Source organism: Micrococcus sp. HG099 (assembly GCF_024723355.1).
Lineage (GTDB): Bacteria > Actinomycetota > Actinomycetes > Actinomycetales > Micrococcaceae > Micrococcus > Micrococcus endophyticus.
In genome coordinates this window covers 1-604 of the sequence record NZ_JANQCJ010000285.1, presented here as the reverse complement: position 1 = coordinate 604, position 604 = coordinate 1, and the positions used below count along the sequence as shown (strand labels likewise).

General features: G+C 76.0%; 1 pseudogene. It reads right to left on the bottom strand.

The annotated features are described in order from the left end of the window. Positions 1–52: 52 nt before the first annotated feature. Positions 53–604 (bottom strand): annotated as a pseudogene (locus NWP10_RS12250) (hypothetical protein); the annotation flags it as partial.

Sequence of the window (604 nt, the reverse complement as noted above, 5' to 3'; positions counted from 1 at the left end):
CGGGCTGCCCGGGTCGCGGCGCCGCGGCGCGGCGCGGCGTGGCCGGTCCGGCTCACCCGGCCGCGAGCGCGGCCGCCAGCATCTCCTCGGCGATCAGGGTGAACTCCTTGCGCCCGGCCTCGGGCTGGCCCACGAAGGAGACCATCACCACGGCGTCGGCGCTGACGGCGGTGAGCACCTGCGCGGTGAGCTGGGGGCCGTCCGCGGAGGCCAGGGAGCGCTCCCACACCAGGGCAGACTGGGCCGGGGTGCCCTCGGACAGTGGCGCCTCGGAGACGGCGAGGCGGTAGTCCACGCTCGCGTCCCCGTCCTGCACCGTCATGGTCATCTCGCGGCAGTCGGCGAGCAGGGCGTTCACGGTCTGCAGGTGGCGCTCGACCTCCTGGCGACCGGAGCCGGTGAGGCGGGCGACCTCCACCGTGCCGGTGCCGGTGAAGGTGTCCGCGCCGACGTCCACGCGGGTCGCCTCCCCCTCGTCCAGGGAGATCGGGGAGAAGTCCAGTGCCGTCAGGGGTGCCTTGCACGCGGCGGGCTGCACGGTGGTGCGGTCCGCGTCGGAGCGGCGGGCGCGGGAGTCCTCCCGGGCGGCGTCGATCTCCTCGGG